This is a genomic window from Muricoccus harenae (assembly GCF_009848505.1).
Classification (GTDB): domain Bacteria; phylum Pseudomonadota; class Alphaproteobacteria; order Acetobacterales; family Acetobacteraceae; genus Roseomonas; species Roseomonas harenae.
In genome coordinates this window covers 92,772-112,233 of the sequence record NZ_WWDL01000001.1, presented here as the reverse complement: position 1 = coordinate 112,233, position 19,462 = coordinate 92,772, and the positions used below count along the sequence as shown (strand labels likewise).

At 69.3% G+C, this 19,462-nt stretch carries 20 protein-coding genes; 13 read left to right on the top strand and 7 right to left on the bottom strand.

Translation table 11 applies throughout. From position 1 onward, the window contains the following. Positions 1-108 precede the first annotated feature (108 nt). Together GSE44_RS00535 and GSE44_RS00530 are read left to right on the top strand one after the other, a co-directional pair. On the top strand, positions 109-1,992 hold the full coding sequence (locus GSE44_RS00535) for an ABC-F family ATP-binding cassette domain-containing protein (protein ID WP_159346189.1): 1,884 nt from the start codon (positions 109-111) through the stop codon (positions 1,990-1,992). A gap of 74 nt (positions 1,993-2,066) precedes the next feature. Continuing rightward, complete coding sequence (locus GSE44_RS00530) at positions 2,067-2,477, top strand: nuclear transport factor 2 family protein (protein WP_159346187.1); 411 nt, start codon at positions 2,067-2,069, stop codon at positions 2,475-2,477. Positions 2,478-2,513: 36 nt separating this feature from the next. Here the strand turns inward: GSE44_RS00530 and GSE44_RS00525 are convergent, their stop codons facing one another. Then, complete coding sequence (locus GSE44_RS00525) at positions 2,514-2,762, bottom strand: DUF6356 family protein (RefSeq protein ID WP_159346185.1); 249 nt, start codon at positions 2,760-2,762, stop codon at positions 2,514-2,516. A gap of 132 nt (positions 2,763-2,894) precedes the next feature. On the opposite strand from GSE44_RS00525, the gene GSE44_RS00520 reads away from it, so the two are divergent. The 3 genes from GSE44_RS00520 (at position 2,895) to GSE44_RS00510 (ending at position 4,947) form a co-directional block, all read left to right on the top strand. After that, positions 2,895-3,356 (top strand): Lrp/AsnC family transcriptional regulator, encoded by a 462-nt coding sequence (locus tag GSE44_RS00520; protein WP_159346183.1) that lies wholly within the window; start codon positions 2,895-2,897, stop codon positions 3,354-3,356. Beyond that, positions 3,353-3,898, top strand: coding sequence for an MOSC domain-containing protein (locus GSE44_RS00515; protein WP_235924470.1), 546 nt, complete (start codon positions 3,353-3,355; stop codon positions 3,896-3,898). Before GSE44_RS00520 ends, GSE44_RS00515 begins: the two co-directional genes overlap by 4 nt. 98 nt (positions 3,899-3,996) lie before the next feature. Continuing rightward, a complete protein-coding gene (locus GSE44_RS00510; RefSeq protein WP_159346181.1) occupies positions 3,997-4,947 on the top strand; it encodes a D-2-hydroxyacid dehydrogenase family protein in 951 nt (316 codons plus the stop codon). A 39-nt stretch (positions 4,948-4,986) separates the two neighbouring features. Here the strand turns inward: GSE44_RS00510 and atzF are convergent, their stop codons facing one another. Beyond that, positions 4,987-6,738, bottom strand: coding sequence for an allophanate hydrolase (gene atzF, locus GSE44_RS00505; RefSeq protein WP_159346179.1), 1,752 nt, complete (start codon positions 6,736-6,738; stop codon positions 4,987-4,989). Between the two features lie 195 nt (positions 6,739-6,933). On the opposite strand from atzF, the gene GSE44_RS00500 reads away from it, so the two are divergent. The 3 genes from GSE44_RS00500 to GSE44_RS00490 all read left to right on the top strand — a co-directional run bounded on the left by GSE44_RS00500 (position 6,934) and on the right by GSE44_RS00490 (position 11,520). After that, positions 6,934-9,051, top strand: coding sequence for a VTT domain-containing protein (locus GSE44_RS00500; RefSeq protein WP_235924469.1), 2,118 nt, complete (start codon positions 6,934-6,936; stop codon positions 9,049-9,051). After that, a complete protein-coding gene (locus tag GSE44_RS00495) occupies positions 9,048-9,779 on the top strand; it encodes an endonuclease/exonuclease/phosphatase family protein (protein WP_235924468.1) in 732 nt (243 codons plus the stop codon). The genes GSE44_RS00500 and GSE44_RS00495 overlap by 4 nt, the downstream gene beginning before the upstream one ends. 85 nt (positions 9,780-9,864) lie before the next feature. Beyond that, positions 9,865-11,520: an SDR family oxidoreductase gene (locus GSE44_RS00490; protein ID WP_159346175.1), complete on the top strand. Its 1,656-nt coding sequence runs from the start codon at positions 9,865-9,867 to the stop codon at positions 11,518-11,520. A 67-nt stretch (positions 11,521-11,587) separates the two neighbouring features. On the opposite strand, the gene GSE44_RS00485 is transcribed toward GSE44_RS00490, so the two are convergent. The 5 genes from GSE44_RS00485 to hppD all read right to left on the bottom strand — a co-directional run bounded on the left by GSE44_RS00485 (position 11,588) and on the right by hppD (position 15,138). Continuing rightward, the gene (locus tag GSE44_RS00485) at positions 11,588-11,926 is read right to left on the bottom strand and encodes an NIPSNAP family protein (RefSeq protein ID WP_159346173.1); all 339 of its coding nucleotides are present in this window, start codon (positions 11,924-11,926) and stop codon (positions 11,588-11,590) included. A gap of 273 nt (positions 11,927-12,199) precedes the next feature. Further along, positions 12,200-12,565 (bottom strand): hypothetical protein, encoded by a 366-nt coding sequence (locus tag GSE44_RS00480; RefSeq protein WP_159346171.1) that lies wholly within the window; start codon positions 12,563-12,565, stop codon positions 12,200-12,202. A 190-nt stretch (positions 12,566-12,755) separates the two neighbouring features. Continuing rightward, positions 12,756-13,757 (bottom strand): glutathione S-transferase family protein, encoded by a 1,002-nt coding sequence (locus GSE44_RS00475; RefSeq protein WP_159346169.1) that lies wholly within the window; start codon positions 13,755-13,757, stop codon positions 12,756-12,758. A 53-nt stretch (positions 13,758-13,810) separates the two neighbouring features. After that, a complete protein-coding gene (locus GSE44_RS00470; protein ID WP_159346167.1) occupies positions 13,811-14,020 on the bottom strand; it encodes a hypothetical protein in 210 nt (69 codons plus the stop codon). 8 nt (positions 14,021-14,028) lie between these two features. Beyond that, positions 14,029-15,138 (bottom strand): 4-hydroxyphenylpyruvate dioxygenase, encoded by a 1,110-nt coding sequence (hppD, locus tag GSE44_RS00465; protein WP_159346165.1) that lies wholly within the window; start codon positions 15,136-15,138, stop codon positions 14,029-14,031. Between the two features lie 140 nt (positions 15,139-15,278). On the opposite strand from hppD, the gene GSE44_RS00460 reads away from it, so the two are divergent. The 5 genes from GSE44_RS00460 (at position 15,279) to phnE (GSE44_RS00440) (ending at position 19,429) form a co-directional block, all read left to right on the top strand. Beyond that, the gene (locus GSE44_RS00460; protein WP_235924467.1) at positions 15,279-15,752 is read left to right on the top strand and encodes an Lrp/AsnC family transcriptional regulator; all 474 of its coding nucleotides are present in this window, start codon (positions 15,279-15,281) and stop codon (positions 15,750-15,752) included. Between the two features lie 88 nt (positions 15,753-15,840). Further along, positions 15,841-16,638: a phosphonate ABC transporter ATP-binding protein gene (gene phnC, locus GSE44_RS00455; protein ID WP_159346161.1), complete on the top strand. Its 798-nt coding sequence runs from the start codon at positions 15,841-15,843 to the stop codon at positions 16,636-16,638. 46 nt (positions 16,639-16,684) lie between these two features. Further along, on the top strand, positions 16,685-17,605 hold the full coding sequence (gene phnD, locus GSE44_RS00450) for a phosphonate ABC transporter substrate-binding protein (RefSeq protein ID WP_159346159.1): 921 nt from the start codon (positions 16,685-16,687) through the stop codon (positions 17,603-17,605). Positions 17,606-17,678: 73 nt separating this feature from the next. Next, the gene (phnE, locus tag GSE44_RS00445) at positions 17,679-18,569 is read left to right on the top strand and encodes a phosphonate ABC transporter, permease protein PhnE (protein WP_159346157.1); all 891 of its coding nucleotides are present in this window, start codon (positions 17,679-17,681) and stop codon (positions 18,567-18,569) included. Beyond that, positions 18,566-19,429: a phosphonate ABC transporter, permease protein PhnE gene (gene phnE / locus GSE44_RS00440; RefSeq protein ID WP_159346155.1), complete on the top strand. Its 864-nt coding sequence runs from the start codon at positions 18,566-18,568 to the stop codon at positions 19,427-19,429. The genes phnE (GSE44_RS00445) and phnE (GSE44_RS00440) overlap by 4 nt, the downstream gene beginning before the upstream one ends. Positions 19,430-19,462: the final 33 nt, after the last annotated feature.

Genomic DNA, 19,462 nt, shown 5'->3' with positions numbered 1-19,462 from the left:
CGTAGCATGGGTCCGGCCGTTTGCCAGCGCCGCGGCTCCCGCTCCGGTCGGTGCCGCAATGCACAACGCGACGTTTCGCATCAGGCGCAGGCGGTCTAGAAGCCCTGCATGACGGTTCTAGCCCTCCGCGACCTGACCATCCGCCTGGCCGGCCGCACCCTGCTGGATGGTGCCAATCTGCAGCTCGACCCTGGCCGCAAGCTGGGGCTCGTGGGGCGGAACGGCGCCGGCAAGTCCACCCTGTTCCGTGCCCTGACCGGCACCCTGCAGCCCGATGGCGGCGAGATCCGCATCGCCACCCGCGCCCGCATGGCCCATGTGGCGCAGGAGCAGCCGGGCACCGACGTGTCGCTGATCGAGACGGTGCTGGCTGCCGACACCGAGCGCGCCGCGCTGCTCGCCGAGATGGAGCATGGCGACCCCGCCCGCGCCGCCGAGGTGCAGGAGCGGCTGATCGCCATCGGTGCCGATGCCGCGCCTGCCCGCGCCGGTTCGGTCCTGGCGGGCCTTGGCTTCGACGGTGCCGCGCAGCTTCGCCCGGTGAAGGAGTATTCGGGCGGCTGGCGGATGCGCGTGGCCCTCGCCTGCGCCCTGTCGCTGGAACCCGACCTGCTGCTGCTGGACGAGCCCACGAACCACCTGGACCTGGAGGCGACCCTCTGGCTTGAGGGCTGGCTCAAGCGCTTCCCCGGTGCCGCCATCATCATCTCCCATGACCGGGAGGTGCTGGATGAGTGCGTAGACAGCATCGCGCATCTCGACCGCGGCAAAATCTCCACCTATCCCGGCGGCTATTCGGAATTCGTGCGGATCCGGACGGAGCGGATGGCCCAGCAGACGGCCGCCAACGCCAAGATCACCGCTGAGCGCGCCCATATGCAGGCCTTCGTGGACCGCTTCCGCGCCAAGGCTAGCAAGGCGCGCCAGGCGCAGTCCCGCATCAAGGCGCTGGAGAAGCTGCCCCCGGTTTCCGCCGTGGTGGAGGACGGGCCGACCCGCTTCGAATTCCCCGACCCGCCCTCCGTGCCGCCGCCCGTGCTGACGATGTACGGCGCCTCCGTCGGCTACGGAAACCGCACCATCCTCAAGGGGCTGGAGCTGCGGCTGGACCAGGAGGACCGGATCGCGCTGCTGGGCGCCAATGGCAACGGCAAGTCCACCCTCGCCAAGCTGATCGCCGGCAAGCTGGAGCCGATGTCGGGCGAGGTGCGCCGCGCGCCCCGGTTGAAGATCGGCTATTTCGACCAGCATCAGGCCGAGGCGCTGGACCCCAACGGCACGCCGCTGACCCATATGCAGGCCGCCATGCCGCAGGCGACCGTCACCCAGGCGCGCGCCCAGCTCGCCCGGTTTGGCCTCGACGTGGACCGCGCGACGACGAAGATCAGCGACTGCTCCGGCGGCGAGAAGGCGCGCCTGCTGCTGGCGCTGACCACGCGCGATGCCCCGCAGCTGCTGATCCTGGACGAGCCAACCAACCACTTGGACATTGACGCGCGCGAGGCGATGGTCCGGGCGCTGGCCGACTATAAGGGCGCCGTCGTCCTCATCACCCACGACCCGCATATGGTGGAATTGGCCGCCGACCAGCTCTGGCTGGTGGCCGATGGCGCGGTGAAGCCCTTCGACGGCGATCTGGCCGATTACCGCGCCTGGCTCGCGGGCCGCGCGCGGGATGCCCGCAGCGAGGCCCGAGCCGCCGCACGGGGTGATTCCGACGCTCCCGCCCGTCCCACCGCCGCCAGCCGCGCCGCCGCCCGCGCTGCCCTCGCCCCGGTCCGGGAGCGGGTGAAGGAAATCGAGGCGCGGATGGAAAAGCTGAAGCTGGAAGACCGGCTGCTGGAGAAGAAGCTCTCCAACACCGAGACCTATGCCCGCTTCAAGCCCGCGGACATTGCCTGGGCCAATACCCGCCGCGCCGCCATCGCCTCCACGGTGGCGAAGCTGGAGGAGGAATGGCTGGAGCTGTCGGAGAAGCTGGAGGCGGCCTGAGCGCCAGCCCATTTGCGATGTTGAAACCGTGCCCCCGCCAGGCCCAATCTTCCGGCAGGGCGGGGAGCGGAACCATGAGCGACAGCGATCTCACCGCGCGCAATGTGGCGCGAATCCAGGATGTCTATGGCCGCTATGCGCAAGGCGACCGCGGGGCGCTCTTCGAGGCCCTGGCGCCCGAGGTGACCTGGACCTCGATCGGCGACGGCTTGGTGCCCTGGGCGGGCATTCGTCAGGGCCGCGCCGGGGTGGAGCGGTATTTCGCCGATCTGGACGCCGAGGTCGATGTCACCGGCTATGAGGTGGAGCAGATCATCGCCCAGGGCGACTGGATCGCCATCCTGGCCGCGGCGACCGTGCGCTACCGCAGGAGCGGCCAGGAACACCGCTACGCCAAAGCCGATTTCGTCCGCGTGGTGGACGGGCAGGTCGTCGACTTCCGCGAGTTCTACGACACGGCCCAGGCCTGCCGCGACCGCGCCTGAAAGGTCAGGGAAGAAGATATTCTTCCCTGACCTTCTTCATGCCCTCTGGCGCAGCTCGGCCATCGCCGCCCGCTCTGCCCGCACCCGGTTCACCACCATGCGGTCATGGAGTTGCGTGATGGTGGCCGAGCCGGTGCGGGTGAAGAGGAAGGGCAGCACCGCGTGCACGAAGCAGGCGAGCGAGCCGAGCAGCATCCGCCAGCCGAACCAGGCGGCGGTGTGCATGTGCTCTCCATAGGTCTCGCCGACCGAAGCGGGGTGTTCCGTGAAGGAGGGGCGCGCCATGTCCGTGGTCCCTGTGATGCCGGCACAGGGTAGCGGCGTCCGCCGGGCAACGGATTGCGCTTTATGCCCCATTTTTCTAGAATTACGCAAATCCATGCCCGGAATCTTGGGAACACGTGAAAGACATTCCTGGTGGACCTGTTCGACCGCAAAATCCTCGAATGCCTGCAGGAGGATGCGACCCTCTCCGTCGCCGAAGTGGCGGAGCGCGCCGGCCTCTCCCCCTCGCCCTGCTGGCGCCGGATCAGACGGATGGAGGAGGAGGGCGTCATCCGCCGCCGCGTCGTGCTGCTGGATGCAGCCAAGCTCAATGTCGGGGTGACGGTCTTCGTCACCATCCGCACCAACCGGCACAGCATGGAATGGGCGCAGGGCTTCTGCCGGGCGGTGGCCGAGATCCCCGAGGTGCTGGAGTTCCACCGCATGAGCGGCAGCGTGGACTACCTGCTGCGCGTGGTGGTGCCCGACATCGCGGCCTATGACGCCGTGTACAAGCGCCTGATCGAGATCACGGACCTGTACGACGTCAGCTCCAGCTTCTCGATGGAGCAAATCAAATACACCACCGCCCTGCCCACGGGTTACGCGCCGTGACCGGAGACCTGTTCGGGGAACTGCCACGCACCGGCGGGCCCGCGCCCGGCTCGATGCTGGCGCGGCTGATCGATGGGCCGATGGCGCCCGGGCGAATTGCCTGGATGGGCCTGCGCCCCGCGCGGCGTGCCCCAATGCGGGTGGTGGAGCAAGCCGTTCTGGAGGAGGGCCAGGGGTTGGTGGGGGATCGCTTCGCCAGCAGCCGCAATGGCGCGCGGCAGGTGACGCTGGTGGCGCAGGAGCATCTGCGTGCCATTGGCGGCTTCCTGGGCGAGGCCAAAGTCTCACCGGAAAGGCTGCGGCGGAACATCGTGGTGGCCGGGATCAACCTCCAGGCCTTGCGCAACCGGCGCTTCCGGCTGGGCGGCGCGGTGTTGGAATGGTCAGGCGATTGCCATCCCTGCTCCCGCATGGAGGAGGAGTTGGGACCCGGCGGCTACAACGCCGTGCGCGGCCATGGCGGCATCACCGCGCGCGTGCTGGAGGGCGGGACCATCCGGCTGGGCGACGCCTTGGAACGGCTGTTGGGCGGGGCCTGCTGACGCCCCGGCGCAACTGCCCTAGCCTTCCGGTAACGGTACGGGAAGGGTGGCCACGGAACGGCCGCCGCTTCCACCCCCACCCAAGAGGAACATCCTGCATGAACGCGCTCAACCGCATCGCCATCCTGGACGATTACCAGGGCGTCGCCCTCTCCCTGGCCGATTGGGGCTCGCTGGGCGTGAAGGTGGACGTGTTCCGTGACACGCTGAAGGATCTGGACGCCTTGTCCGCCCGCCTCGCGCCCTATGACTGCATCGTCCTGATGCGCGAGCGCACCCCCTTCCCGCGCGCGCTGATCGAGCGCCTGCCGAACCTCCGGCTGCTCATCACCACGGCGGGGCGGAACCTGTCGGTTGATTCGGACGCCCTGCGCGAGCGGGGAATCACCTTCTGCGGCACGGGCGGCGCCGTCGCGCAGACGGCGGAGCTGACCTGGGGGCTGATCCTGGCCGTGATGCGCGACATTCCCGCCCAGGACCGCAGCCTGCGCGAGGGCCGCTGGCAGACGACCGTAGGAGAGGGGCTGGAAGGCCGCACCCTGGGCATCATCGGCCTCGGCAAGCAGGGGCAGCGCGTGGCGAAGGTCGCACTGGCCTTCGGAATGCGGGTGGTCGCCTGGAGCCAGAACCTGACGGATGAGACGGCAAAGGCTGCCGGCGCGGAGCGCCTTTCGAAGGAGGAGCTGCTGCGGCAATCGGATGTGGTGACGCTGCACCTCGTCCTGTCCGAACGCTCGCGCCACACCATCGGGGCGGCGGAGCTGGCGCTGATGAAGCCGGGCGCCTTCCTGGTGAACACCTCGCGCGGGCCGCTGGTGGATGCCGCCGCGTTGGAGACGGCGCTGCGGGAGAAGCGCATCGCGGGCGCCGGGCTGGACGTGTTCGACGACGAGCCGCTGCCGGCCGGCGCCTCCATCGCCGCGTTGCCGAACACAGTGCTGACGCCCCATCTCGGCTATGTCACGCGCGGCAACCTGACGACCTTCTATCAGGGCGCCGTGGAAGACATCGCCGCCTACATGGCCGGCGCGCCCATCCGGGTGATCTGAACTCCGCAAAGCGGCCGGGGGATGCCCCCCGGCCATCAGCTATTTCTGTGAGGCCAGCCAACCCCGCCAGCCGCCATGCGCCGTGATGTCCGGCGCCCCTTCCACCCCTGCGGCTTCCGCCAGGAAACCCAGGCAAGGCCCTGATTCAAGCCTCACCGTCCCGAAGCCCAGCGGCGCCGGAACCTGCGCCAGAAGCGGCCCGATTCCGGCCGCCGGGATGGCCCAGACCTCGCCTTCGATGGAGGCGCCGCCGGGAGCGCGCACCAGCCCTGGGCGGTTGCCCAGCGCGTGCAACCGGTATCCGGCCTCGGTCCGGTCCGCGCGGAGGAAGCGCCCGCCCAGGGAGGTCACTTGGCTGTTGAGCGGCAGGCCGGACATGTGGGCGCCGATGCAGAACAGGGCGATTTCGCCCTCGGCCGCGCCGGCGGAGGCTGGCGACGGCGGGGTCGGCTCGTCCGAGGTGCCCAGGTGCAGCCCGGCGGCGTGGTGCAGGGTGCCGCCCACCGCGCAAAGCCGCGCCTCCGCGAAGGCAGGCCCAATCAGCGTGATCCCCACTGGCCGGCTATCCCCCCGGAAGCCTGAGGGCACGGCCAGGGCGGAGAGGTCCAGCAGGTTCACGAAGTTGGTGTAGGTGCCGCAGCGGCTATTCGCCGCGATGGGCTCGGCGGCCAATTCCTCCAGCGTGGGAATGCCGGGGGCGGTCGGGACCGCCAGCAGGTCGAAGCGGGTGAACATCGCGCGGGAGAGGAGGCGCGTCTGCGCCACGGCGTGGAAGTCGTCGAAGGCGTCCACGGTGCGGCGGGAAAGACCGCCCTCCAGGATGATGCGGGTGGTGGGATGCAGGGAGTCCGGCTTTTGCTCCACCATCTCCCGCAGGGCCGAGGTCCGCTCGGCCACCCAGGCGCCGTCGTAGAGGCGCTTCGCCAGGGCCAGGAAGGGCGCGATGGAGACGCGTTCCAGCAGCGCGCCCATCGCCTCCAGCCGTGCCAGGGCGGCGGTGAAGAGGGCGGCATCGTCCGGCGTGTCGAAGAGGAGATCGGCCTCCTCGGGCGCCGCGACGCGCAGCGCCGGCGTCAGGGCGCCGCCCGTGGCGCGCCAGCCGGCGGGAGCGGCGCGGGAATATGGATCGGCGGCATCCGGCCCCGCCATCGCCTCCAGCACCGTGGCGGCCTGGTCGGCGGTCAGGGCGAAGACCGAGACCACGTCGATGGAGCGGCAGGCGGGCACCACGCCCCGCGTCGGCACCAGACCGAGGCTCGGCTTCAGCCCGACGATGTTCTGGAAGCCGGCCGGCACCCGGCCGGAGCCCGCCGTATCGGTGCCCAAGGAAAATCCGGCGATCCCGGCCGAGACGGCGCTGGCCGAGCCGGAGGAGGAGCCGCCGGGTACGCAGGCAGCGTCGATCGCGTTGCGCGGCGTGCCATAGGGGCTGCGGACGCCCACGAGGCCGGTCGCGAACTGGTCCAGGTTCACCTTGCCCAGCAGGATGGCGCCAGCCGCGCGCAGCCGGGCGATGCAGGGGGCATCGGCCTCCGCGACATAGGCGAAATCCGGGCAGGCGGCGGTGGTGGGCAGGCCGGCGGCGTCGATATTGTCCTTCACGACGAAGGGGATGCCGTAGAGAGGGCGGCCCATGGGTCCCTCGGCGGCGAGGCGCCGCGCCTCGGCCAGGACCTTCTCCGCAGGCACCCGGTGCAGAAAGAGAGCGGGGTCGGCCCAGGCCTCAATCCGGTCCAGCGCGGCCCGTGCCGCCGCCTCCGGGCCTTCGACCCGCGCCAGTTCCCAAAGCATCGCGTTCCCCCAAACAGAATTGCCGCCAACCCAAGGCGTGGCGCAGACCCCGGGATTAGCAAGAGACAGGCCGCATCGCGCTGCAGGAGCGAACGAAGCCGCGGCTCGGGCGTTAGCGGAGCAATGCTGACCGAAGCGCCACCCCGCCCGCGGACCAGGGCCGCCCCCCCGCGCCCGGGTGCCCCGCCCAGCACCTTGCTGAAGCCCGGGCGGAATGCCTGGCGGGTCACGACCGCCCCGCGCGTGGCGGTGCTGTCGGACGGCGCCGCCTATTTCGGCGCGCTGCGCGAAGCGATGCTGCATGCCCGGCACAGCATCCATGTCGTCGGCTGGGACATCGACAGCCGCGCCCGGCTGGTGGGCGAAACCCCGCCCGCCGACGGGCTGCCCGAGGAGCTGGGGGCCTTCCTCTCGGCACTGGTGGAACGCCGCCCCGGGCTCTCGGTGAAGCTCCTGCTCTGGGACTACTCGATGCTCTACGCGCTGGAGCGGGAGTTGCTGCCCGCGCTCCACCTGCGCTGGAACGTGCCCGAGGCGGTGGAGCTCTGCCTCGACAACAAGACGCCCTTCGGCGCCTCCCACCACCAGAAGATCGTGGTGGTGGACGGGTTGGTCGCCTTCTCCGGCGGGTTGGACCTGACGATCCGGCGCTGGGACCGCAGCGCCCATGACCCGTCCGACCCGGATCGGGTGGACCCGGCCGGAAAGCCCTACCCCCCCTTCCACGATGTGCAGATGGCGGTGGATGGCGAGGCGGCGGCAGCCCTGGCCGAACTTGTGCAGGCCCGCTGGAATCGCGCTTGCGACGAATGCCTCGACCTGGCCGGGCGGGCGGCACCGGGCCACGACCCCTGGCCCAGGAGCCTGGAGCCGGAGTTTCGCGATGCCACCATCGCCATCGCCCGCACCGAGCCAGCGCGTGACGGCGACCCCGAAGTGCGCGAGGTGGAGGCGCTGTTCCTCGACATGATCTGCTCGGCCGAGCGCATGATCTATGTCGAGAATCAGTTCCTCACCTGCGGCCGAATCGCCCGGGCCCTGATCCGCCGGATGAAGGAGCGCCCGGCGCTGGAGGCGCTGCTGGTCGCGCCGAAGACGCATCACACCTGGCTCGAGCACCGCACCATGCTTGCCGGGCGCATCCGCTTCATGCGCGCCCTTCGCCGCGCCGGGCTGGGAAAGCGCGCGCGCCTCGTCTTCCCGCATGTGGAGAATGGCGACGCCGAATCCGAGGTGATGGTGCATTCCAAGGTGATGGTGGTGGATGACCGGCTGCTTCGGATCGGCTCCTCCAACCTGTGCAACCGTTCCATGGGCACGGATACCGAATGCGACCTGATGGTCGAGGCGCGGGATGCCGGCCAGCGCGAGGCGGTGGCCCGCATCAGGGACCGGCTGATCGCGGAGCATACCGGCGTGCCGCGTGAGGCCGTCGCCGCCCGCATCCAGGCCACCGGCTCCATCCTGCAGGCGGTGGCGAGCCTGTCTGGCGGGGGCAAGAGCCTGCGCGACGTGCAGGACGGGGATGCCCCCGCACGCAGCATCCTGCCCATGATCGAGAAGGCGGCCGATCCGCGGCGGCCGATTGAATCCGGGGAATTCCTGGCGGACTACCTCGGCCATCCGGATGTCGTCCCGCCTTCCGGCCGCCCTTGGCCGCTGCTGGCGCGGACCGCGATCATGCTGCTGCCTGTCGTGCTGTTGATCTTGCTGTGGAAGATGACGCCGGTCGCCAGCTACATGACCCCGGAGGCGATGCGGAACGCGCTGACGGCGGGCGGTGCCTGGGGACCGGCGGTTTCGGTTGGGCTGTTCCTGCTCCTCGGCTTCGTGGCCTTCCCGGTGAACGTGCTCATCCTCGGCACCGCGGCGGCCTTCGGTACCTGGCCGGGACTGGCCTATGCGGCGATCGGGGCGATGGCCTCGGCTGCGGCCACCTACTGGGCGGGGCGGAAGCTCGGGCCGAACGTGCTGCGGCGGGTGCTGGGACCGCGGATCAACCGGGTGAGCCAGTCCGTGAACCGGAACGGCATCCTGGCCGTCACCACCATCCGGCTGCTGCCCATCGCGCCCTTCACGCTGGTGAACCTCGTGGCGGGGGCCATGCGCATCCGCTTCCTGGACTACATGGTGGGCACGGCGCTCGGGCTGATGCCGGGCATCGCCCTGCTCTCCCTGGTGGGCGAGGGGCTGTCGCGCATCCTGGAGAACCCGACGCCACGCAACATCGGGATGCTGTGCCTTGTGCTGGGCGCCTGGGCAGGAATTACCTGGGGGCTCCAGAAGCTGTTCAGGCGCATGCGGCACGAATGAAACACGGCTTCTCGTTCCGGGTGATGACCTGGAACATCCATGGCGCCGTCTCCCCCACCGGGAGCCACGACCTGCAGCGGGCCATCGACCTCATCCACCACCACGCACCGGACATCGTGGCGATCCAGGAAGTGGAGGGGCGGAACCGGCCGGACAGCGTGCCCTTCACCACCCTGCGGGAGGCGCTGGGTGGACATGCGGTGGAGGCGCCGACGCTGCGCGCCACTGATGGCTGCTACGGCCATATGGTGGTCAGCCGCTGGGCGCTGAAGGAAAGTACGCTGCACGATATATCGGTGCCGGGGCGGGAGCCGCGCACGGCCATCACCGCGCGGGTGGAGACGCCGGCCGGGGTGCTCCGGGTCCTGGCGGCACATCTCGGGCTTGGCTGGGGCGAGCGGCGTGCGCAGGCAGCGAAGCTCGCCGCCCTGGCTCGCGCCACGGCCGATCCGCTGGTGGCCATGGGCGACTTCAATGATTGGGAACCGCATGGGCCGGTGGACCGGGCCTTCCTCGGCATCCTTCCCTCCCGCACCCGGGCACGCACCTTTCCGGTGCGCCGGCCCCTCTTCGCGCTCGACCGAATCTATGCCCGCCCGCGCGCCATGCTGATGCGGAGTTGGACGGACAAGGCGGCCCGGCGGGCTTCGGACCACCTGCCGATGATCGCGGAGATCGAGATGCTACCCGAGGGCGAGGTGCGGACGACGCGGATGGTGGTGGACTGAGAGAGGACCGGCGCCAGTCACCAAGCCCCTCGGAACCCTCGCGCGGTTCCGCCGTTGAGGACCAGCAATGCCGAGGACCGCACCCATGCCCGCTCCCCGCCTGAAGCCCGTCGCGGAACAGGTCATCGTCATCACCGGCGCCACCTCCGGCATCGGCCTGGCCACCGCGCGCATGGCCGCCGAGAGGGGCGCTTCCCTCGTCATCGTCGCCCGCAACGAAGAGGCGCTGAACGCCCTGGCCCAGGAGATCCGGGACAAGGGCGGCCGCGCCGAGCCGGTGGTCGCCGATGTCGCCGACATGGCGCAGGTCGAGAAGATCAGCGAGGCGGCGATCAGCGCCTATGGCGGCTTCGACTCCTGGTGCAACAATGCCGCCGTCGCCCTGTATGGCGAGATGGAGGATGTGCCGCTGGAGGACCAGCGCCGCCTCTTCGACGTCAACTACTGGGGTGTCGTGCATGGCACCCTGGTCGCCGCCCGGCACCTGAAGGGAAAGGGCGGCGCCATCGTCAACACGGGCAGCGTGCTGTCCGACCGCGCGATTGCGCTGCAGGGCGCCTACTCGGCCGCGAAATTCGCGGTGAAGGCGGCGACCGACAGCTTCCGCATGGAGTTTGAGGCCGAGGGCTATCCGATCAGCCTCACGCTGATCCGGCCCGGTTCGATCGACACACCCTATCCCGAGCATGCGCGCAACCTGCTCGGCGCCCCGGGCCTCCGGACCCCGCCGCCGAACTACCATCCCCGCGTGGTCGCCCGCGCCATACTGTATGCCTGCGAGACGCGGGTGCGGGACCTGGTGGTGGGCGGCGGCGGCTGGATGGTCTCGGCCATGGGTCGCTACGCTCCACGACTGACGGACCTCATAATGGAAAAGATCGCCCGCCCCGCTCAAACCACCGACGACACCGGCCGCGCCGAGCGTCGGGACAATCTGTATGAGCCGAAGGAGGATCTGTCCGAGACCTCCTCCCTCTCTGGCCCGCCGCCGCGCAAGACCTCCTTCCTGCTGGAGGCGCAGATGAACCCGCTTGGGCCGGCCGGGCTCATGATCGGGCTCGGGGCGCTCCTCGCGGGTGCGGCCTTCGGCATGTACACGCTGCGCCGGCCCAAGCCTGTGCCGCAGCGCCTGTCGGACCGCGCCTGGCGCATCGGGCAATCCGTGGCGCGCGAGGCCGGGCATGGCATCGGCTCGCTCGGCCATGAGGCGAGCCGCATCGCGCATCGTGCGCTGGACTATGCCGACCGTGCCGAGCGCGAGGCGCGTCCCGGTTTACGCCGCGCCCGCAAGCAGGCCGAGCATTTCGCCGACCGGGCGCGCCGCTATGCCGCCGCGACTTACGGGGATGCGCGGGAGCGCGGATCGGACCTGTACGAGGGAGCGCGCGACCGCGGCCGTTCCTTCTACAAGGACGCGCGCAGCCGGGGCGAGGATGCGTATGACGATGCCCGCGGCCATGGCTGGAGCCTGTTCAAGCGTGCCCGCTCCGATGGCCGCGATGCCTATGAGGATACGCGCGACCGGGGATGGCACCTGTTCGGCCGCGCCCGCGACCGGAGCGAGGAGTTCTACGACACCACCCGCAAGCGCGGCGCCGACGCCTATGACGAAGCGCATGATCGCGGCTGGAGCCTGTTCGGCCGGGCGCGCCACGAGGCGGAGAAGCGCGGCCGGCAGGCGGCGCATCAGGGCGAGGGCTTGCTCGACCGCATCAACGCCGCCCTGAAGGCGCGCCTGTAGAAGCACACGCTGAACTCGAAGAATGATGGGGGTCCGGGGGAATTCCTTCCCCCGGCCTTTTCTTAGTCTACTTCTGCTCAGTCTCGAGATGCGCCTTGTAGAAGGGCGCCGGCGTCAGGATGCGGTTCTGCATCTCTTGCAGCACGCCGAGCTCCGCCGCCTTGGCGAGATAGGCCTGGAAGCCCGGATCGGCGGCCATGGCCGAGCGGCGCTGCTCGCGATCCGCCTGGCTGTCATAGGCCCAGAGGTGGACGACGCGGTTCAGCGGCCCTTCCACCGTGGTGTACCAGCCGAGGCAGCGGCCGAGATACTTCTTCTGCAGCGGCCAGGCCATGGTCTCGTACAGCTTCACGAACTCCGCCATGCGGTTGGGCTGGCAGGTGTAGATCCGCAGGTCCACGATCATCGGCGTCTCCTTGGTCCGTCGTCGGAACCCCGGTGCTGGCGACGCCCGGGGAGGGCGATCCCATCCGCCTCGGGGCGACGGAACTGCTCTTATCCGTCGCAGAGGCTGCCCGTGAAGGGGGCAGCGGGAAAGGGGCGGAACCAGGACGCGGGCGAAGCGATGCTGCTGCCGGGCCGCATGCGGGACTTTCCGCTGACGCGAAGCCGCCGCCCGGAGGTGCAGCCGCGATGGATGGTTGCCCCTCCAGCGCCGCGGCCCGCCGCTTTCGGAGCCTCACCTGGCCGGCGGCGGGGCCACCGGCAGGGCCGATGAGACAGGCTCAATGCGGAGGCTTTCGTTCCGCAGCAGGGCGATCCGGCGCGTGGTGACGTAGCGCGTCGTCCCGTCTCGCCCGCGGCCGACCACATATTGCCACGCGGTGAACTGCCCATCGGCCACGAGCTTGCGCGCGATACGCTCGACCTCCGGGCCGTCGCCCAGGGCAGTGAGCTGCGCAGAGGTGAGGCCGATCGTCACCGCGTCGTGCAGGCTGACCACCTTGAACAGGCGCATCGCGGCATCCTGGGCGAGGGCCGGCGTGGCAGCGAGCACAACCGCCCAGGCCCCGATCACGAGCCGGAGTGCCTTGGCCTGGAGCATGTGCAATCTCTCCACTGGCTCATCCTGGAGCCGTCGATCCGCGTGAGCGGCGCCGTCGCAGGGGGCGGCGCGCTCCGTCATCGGGCCGGACTGTGCCGCGCCTGCTTGTCGGGCCGCAATGTTCCGGCTGCGGATTTCCCGCCCTGCGGTGCGCCTGACAGAAGGGAACGGGGATGACCGGTGGCGTTGCTCAGGACGCCGGCGCTGTGGACGCCGTCAGGGCCTCTCGCCCATGGGGCGCGGCCAGGTCCTGGATCGGCCCCAACGGCACGATGCCGGTCGGGTTGATGCCTGTGTGGCTCTCGTAATAGTGCCGCTTCATATGCGCAAAGTCGCAGGTCTCGGCGAAGCCGGGTGACTGGAACAGGTCCCGCAGGTAAGGGAAGAGCGCGGGGTAGTCGGCGATCCGGCGCAGGTTGCATTTGAAGTGGCCATGATAGACGGCGTCAAAGCGGACCAGCGTGGTGAAGAGGCGGATGTCGGGCTCGGTCAGCCAGTCTCCGAGCAGGTAGCGTTGCGAGGACAGGCGGCGGTCCAGCGCGTCCAACGTCTCGAAGAGGGGGCGCACCGCATCCTCATAGGCGCGCTGGGTGGTGGCGAAACCGGCCTTGTACACGCCGTTGTTCACGGCGTCGTAGATGGTGGCGTTGACGGCGTCGATCTCCGCCCGCAGCGCCTGCGGGTAGTGGTCGCCGGGGCGGGCGCCCAGCCCGTCAAAGGCATGGTCCAGCATGCGGATGATTTCGGCGGATTCGTTGTTCACGATGGTGCCGCGCTGCTTGTCCCATAGCACCGGCACGGTCACGCGGCCGGTGTAGTGCGGGTCGGCGGCGGTATAGACCTGGTGCAAGACGCGGGCGTTGTTCACCGGATCGGGGATGACGCCGGGGCCGGCTTCGAAGGTCCAGCCCTCGTCGCCCATGTGCCAATGCACGACGGACAGGCCGATCGCCTCCTCCAGCCCCTTGCGGGCGCGCATGATGAGCGAGCGATGCGCCCAGGGGCAGGCCAGTGAGACATAGAGGTGATAGCGCCCGGTCTCGGCCGGGAAGCCGCCCTCGCCGCTGGGGCCGGGGGCACCGTCCGGCGTGACCCAGTGGCGGAAGGCGCTGTCCTTGCGGATGAAGCGGCCGTCGGTGGCCTTGGTGTCGAACCACTGGTCCTGCCACTGGCCGTCCACGAGCAGTCCCATCGCACCTCTCCCCTGATCCCGCAGTGAACGTCGGGGCGGGGCGGCTGTTCCCCTCAGCCCGCGCGATAGGCGGCCAGGATGGCCCCGCCTGACGCACCGGCGCGGCTGGTCCAATCGGCCAGCACGGGCGCGGCGGCGGCGGTGAGGGCTTCGCGCAGGGCCGCGCCGCTGGCAAGGGCAAGAAGGATGCGGCGCGGCAGTATCGGCGGGAACTCCGGGCGAAGTTTCGCCGGAGCATCCAACCGCGCGTGGCTGCGCCGCAACCGGGGCGTCAGGCCGCCTTGGCGGCGGAGAGCACGCCGCGGCGCAGCTGATCTTCCTCGATGCTTTCAAAGAGGGCGCGGAAATTGCCCTCGCCAAATCCGTCATCGCCCTTGCGCTCGATGAACTCGAAGAAGACGGGGCCGATGACGTTTGCGGAAAAAATCTGCAGCAGCAGCCGCGCCTTGCGGTCCTCCACCACGCCTTCGCCATCCACGAGAATGCCGTTCCGCTTCAGCCGGGCGAGGTCCTCGCCATGGCCGGGCAGGCGGGCATCGACCTTTTCGTAATAGGTGTCGGGCGGGGCGGGCATGAAGTTCAGCCCGGCGGCGCGCAGGCCTTCGATGGTGCCGTAGATGTCGTCGCAGCCGCAGGCGATGTGCTGGATGCCCTCGCCCTTGTAGGCGCGGAGATATTCCTCGATCTGGCTCTCCTCATCCGCGGATTCATTCAGCGGGATGCGGATGCGGCCATCAGGGCTGGTGAGGGCGCGGGAGAAGAGGCCGGTATATTCGCCCTTGATGTCGAAATAGCGGATCTGCCGGAAGTTGAAGATGCGGCTGTAGAAATCGTACCAGACGTCCATGCGGCCGCGGAAGACGTTATGGGTCAGGTGGTCGATGTAGTAGAGGCCGGCGCCAGTCGGACGGGGCTCGCGCTCGCCCAGCCATTCGAACTCCGCGTCATAGGCGGAGCGGTCTTCGCCATACTGGTCGATGAAGTAGAGCAGGCTGCCGCCGATCCCCTTGATCGCCGGGGCGTTGAGGGTCTTGCCCTCCCGTGCTGGCTCAGCGCCCAGTTCCACGGCACGGCGGAAGGCGTGCTGCGCATCCACCACGCGAAAGGCCATGGAGGGAACGCAGGGGCCGTGCGCGGCCGCGAAGTCCATGGCGTGGGAGCCGGGCTCCTCCGTCAGCAGGTAATTGATGTCGCCCTGGCGATAGAGGGTGCTCTGCTTCTTGCGGTGGCGCGCGACGGCGGCGAAGCCCATCTGGCGGAACAGGGCGTGGAGCTTCTCGGGCTCGGGGCTCGCATATTCGACGAAGCCGAAGCCATCCGTGCCAGCCGGGTTGTGCTCGCTGATGACGGCGCGAGGGGCATCATGCGGGAATGGGCCCATGGGAAGTCTCCTCGATGCGCTTCGTTCAGAAGGCAGGTTAGGCCGCTCCGGGCGCAAGGAGTGTGCAAAGGATTCCACATCACGCCCTTTTCCGCACCATTTGCGCGTGCAATCCTCGATTCATGCACGAAGCAGTCACCTTGGACGCGATCGACCTCCGCCTCCTCGCGGCGCTACAGGAGGATGGGCGGCTGACCAATCAGCAGGCAGGGGAGCGGGTGGGGCTTTCGCCATCCCAGTGTTCCCGCCGGCGGCTGGCGCTGGAGGCGGCGGGACTGATCCGGGGCTATCATGCGGAACTGGCGGCCGAACCATTGGGGCTGCGGCTGCTGGTTTTCGTGCAGGTGACCCTGGCCACCCACAGCCGTGACAACGCCCAGCGTTTCCGCGAGCTGGTGGCACGGCTGGACGAGGTGCAGGAGGCCTATGCCATGACGGGCGACGCCGACTACCTGCTCAAGGCGGTGGTGCCGGAGCTGAAGGATCTCTCGACGTTAGTGAACGACGTGCTGCTGCCGCATGAAAGCGTGGCGCGGGTGCGGTCCTCCATCGTGCTGGACCGGCTGAAGGAGTCGAACCTCCTGCCGCTCAGGGCGCTACGCCGGGGGAGCTGACCCAGGAGCTGACCGAGCGGGCGGTTGTCATCGATCCTTCACCCGCGCGTCACGCGACGGTCAGCGGGTTCGCCTAAGCCCCGCCCCCATGTTGATCATCGAAGGACTGACCCGCCGCTACGGGGACCGTGTCGCGGTGGACGATGTCTGCCTCGAAGTGCCACGCGGCAGCTTCGTGGGCGTCATCGGCCGCTCCGGCGCCGGCAAGTCCACCCTGCTGCGAATGGTGAACCGCCTGGCGGACCCCACCGCGGGCCGCATCCTGTGGGAAGGGAAGAACGTCACGGCCCTGCGCGGCCGTGAACTGCGGGACTGGCGCGCGCGCTGCGCCATGGTGTTCCAGCAGTTCAACCTCTCCGGCCGGCTGGATGTGCTGACCAATGTGCTGGTCGGGCGGCTGAACAAGGTTCCCGCCCACCGTTCCCTGCTGCACCTGTGGTCCAATGAGGACCGGGCCATCGGCCTTTCGGCGCTGGAGCGCTTCGACATCGCCGAGCTCGCGGGGCGGCGGGCCGAGCATCTCTCGGGCGGGCAGCAGCAGCGCGTCGCGATCGCGCGCGCCCTGGTGCAGGAGCCGGACATCATCCTCGCCGATGAGCCGATCGCCTCCCTCGATCCGCGCAACACGCGGATCGTCATGGACGCGCTTGCGCGCATCAACCGGGACTTCGGCATCACCGTGCTGTGCAACCTGCACTCGCTCGACATCGCGCGCGCCTATTGTGACCGGCTGGTCGGCCTTTCCGACGGGCGCCTGGTCTTCGACGGGCCACCGGATGCGCTGGACGAGGCCGCGGCCCGCGAACTTTACGGGCTCGAGGCGGATGAGGTGGCGGATGCCGCCCCCGCCCCGCCGGTCACGCTGCCCTTCGCCCTACCAGTCTGACGGGCGGCGTCGCGCCGTACCGCTTGACCGTGCCAAAGGAGTTTTCATGATCCTGCAACGCCGCGCCCTGCTGGGCGCCGCCTCCGTCCTGGCCCTTCCCGCCCTGGCGCGGGCCCAAGGGACTACCGCTTCCAATTTCTCCAGCCAGTTTCCCGAATTGGTCTTCGCCGTCATCCCCGCCGAAAACGCCTCGGGCGTGACCGAGCGTTGGGGGCCCTTCACCAACTACCTCTCCAAGCGCCTGGGCACGAAGGTGACGCTGCGCATCGCCAGCGACTACGCGGCGGTGATCGAGGGGCAGCGCGCGGGCAACATCCACATCGCTTCCTATGGTCCCTCGTCCTTCGCGCGCGCGCTGATGACGGGCGCCCGCATCACCGCCTTCGTCATCGAGGTGAACCTGGACGGCACGAAGGGCTACCACTCTGTCTTCTACGTGAAGAAGGACAGCCCCTATCAGAAGGTCGAGGATCTGAAGGGCAAGAATCTCGGCCTGGTGGACCCGAACTCCACCTCGGGCAACAACGTGCCGCGCTTCGCGCTGAACAAGATGGGCATCACGCCGGAGAGCTTCTTCGGGCGCGTCGTCTATACGGGCAGCCATGAGAATGCGGTGATCGCGCTCAACCAGGGCACGGTGGACATGGCCGCCAACTGGTGGAACGACGAGACAGAGAGCAACCTGCTGCGCATGTCGCGCAAGGGCATGGTGAAGGCGGAGGATTTCCGCATCATCTTCAAGTCCGAGCAGATCGTGAACTCGCCCATGGCCTATCTGGACAGCCTGCCGCAGGAGCTGCGCACCGCCATCCAGACGGCGGTGCTGGAGCTGCCGAAGGCCGAGCCCGAGACCTTCCGCCGCATCACGGACGGCAAGCAGGCGCCGTGGCAGCCTGCCACCAACGCCGAATACAACCCGATCATCGAGCTGAACCGCTTCGTGGATGGGCTGCGCCGCCGCTCATAGGCACAGCCGCCACGCTGGAACGCCGCTCCGGCCCCCTCGCCGGAGCGGCGTCTCTGTTTTCAGGAGCCCGAACTTGGCCACTGCCCTCACCCGCCTGCCGGACGACCGGCTTTCCGAACTGCTGGACGGCTATCGCGCCGCCGCACGCGGGCCCCGCCGCCGCGCCCTGGCCGTGGCGCTCTGCATCGCCGCCTTCACCCTGCTGGCGGGACATGTGGCGGAGGTGGACCTGCCGCGGCTGTGGGAGCATGCCGGCGCCTTCTTCGGCTATTTCGACCGCATCACCGCGTTGGAATCCGGCGGCGGGCGCGTCTGGACCGATCCGGCGGAATGGTTCTGGGGCTGGCAGAAATGGGGGCTTCTGCTCGCCGACACGCTGCTCATCGCTTATGTCGGCACGGCGCTGGGCGCTCTGGGCGGGTTTCTGCTTTCCTTCTGCGCCGCCGCCAACCTGGTGCCGAACCGCTGGCTGCGCGGCACCGCGCGCCGCTTCCTCGAATTCTGCCGGACGGTGCCGGACATCGTCTTCGCGCTGATCTTCGTGATCGCCTTCGGCCTCGGCCCGGTCCCGGGCGTGCTGGCCATCGCGATCCACAGCATGGGCGCGTTGGGCAAGCTGTTCTCCGAGGTGGTGGAGAACATCGACATGAAGCCGGTGGAGGGCGCCTCGGCTGCCGGCGCCTCCTGGCCTGCCATGGTGCGCTTCGCGGCGCTGCCGCAAGTGCTGCCCAACTTCACCAGCTATGCGCTGCTGCGCTTCGAGGTGAATGTGCGCCAGGCATCGGTGCTGGGCTTCGTCGGCGCGGGTGGGATCGGGCAGGACCTGATCGAGGCGATCCGCAAGTTCTACTACAACGACGTGGCGGCCATCCTGCTGCTGATCATCCTCACCGTCATGCTGATCGACCTGGGCACGGAACGCCTGCGGCACCGGCTGATCGGCGCGCTGGAGTCCCGCGCATGAGCCAGCCCATTTCCCTGCGTGACGCCGCACTGGCCGACCTGGCCGGCATCGCCGCGCGCCATCCGGACACCTTCCGTGTCCTCCACCCCTCGCGCCTGCGTGCGGCGGCACTTGGCGTGGGCGCAATCGTGCTTCTGATCTTCGGGCTGTGGCGGCTGGAATTCTCGCCCGCGCGGCTGATTGATGGCTTCGGGCAGCTCATCCACTTTCTCGGGCTGATGCTGCCGCCGGACCCGGGGACCTGGTCACGCACCCTTTTGATCTTCCGGGGCCTGGCGGAGACGCTCGCCATTGCCTTCCTCGGGACGCTGGGCGCGGCCATCCTCGCCTTCCCGCTCGGCTTCCTGGCGGCGCGCAACACCTCGGTGGGCCGCGTCGTGCACTTCCTCTCCCGCCGCATGCTGGACAGCGTGCGCGGGATCGACGCGCTGATCTGGGCGCTGATCTGGGTGAGCGTGGTCGGGCTCGGCCCCTTCGCCGGCGTGCTGGCGATCCTGACCAGCGACATCGGCACCTTCGGCAAGCTTTTCTCCGAGGCGATCGAGGCCGCGGACCGCAAGCCGGTGGAGGGCGTCACCGCCTCGGGTGGCGGGAAGCTGCACGGCATCCGCTTCGGCGTGCTGCCGGCGGTGCTGCCGGTGATGGCGGGGCATGTGCTGTATATGTTCGAGTCCAATACGCGTTCCTCCACCATCATCGGAATCGTGGGCGCGGGCGGGATCGGGCTGATGCTGTCGGAGATGATCCGCACCCTGGAATGGGGGGTCGTCTCCTTCATCGTGTTGCTGATCCTGTTGGCTGTGGCGGCGATCGACGCGGTTTCCGGGCGGCTGCGGGCCGCGCTGGCGGGGCGGCGCTAGGCGGCGGCGCCGTCTGGCCTCACGCCGGAGCAC